Source organism: Photorhabdus heterorhabditis, from assembly GCF_001280945.1.
In the GTDB taxonomy this organism is placed as follows: Bacteria; Pseudomonadota; Gammaproteobacteria; order Enterobacterales; family Enterobacteriaceae; genus Photorhabdus; species Photorhabdus heterorhabditis.
The window spans coordinates 1-359 of sequence record NZ_LJCS01000253.1; the positions used below are offsets into that span (position 1 = coordinate 1).

1 protein-coding gene is annotated in these 359 nt (G+C 39.3%); it reads left to right on the top strand.

Annotated features, from left to right (window positions below; translation table 11 throughout):
* Nucleotides 1–359, top strand: a 359-nt coding sequence (locus AM629_RS21595; RefSeq protein ID WP_152912082.1) for an IS30 family transposase, incomplete at both ends; no start/stop codon positions are given.

The window sequence follows — 359 nt, forward strand, 5'->3', positions numbered from 1 at the left end:
GAACAGGCTCATTTGAAGGGATTAGCTCGTCGTCATTTTGCTAAAAAAGCCGTAAAAATAACGCCGGAAGTCAAAAAATGGATAAAACGGTTAATTTGGCAAGATTTGAGTCCTGAACAGGTGGTTGATTATTTGAAGCGGCATAAAGGGATATTTTTGCATCATGAGACAATTTATAGGCTGATTTATCAAGATAAAAGAGAGGGGGGTGATTTATGGCAACATCTGCGAATTGCCAGAAAACCCTATCGTAAACGCTATGGTCGCTATGAAAAAAGAGGCAAAATTAAAAATCGGGTCAGTATTGATGTTCGACCAGAAGTCGTTGATAAAAAAGAACGTATTGGCGACTGGGAAGG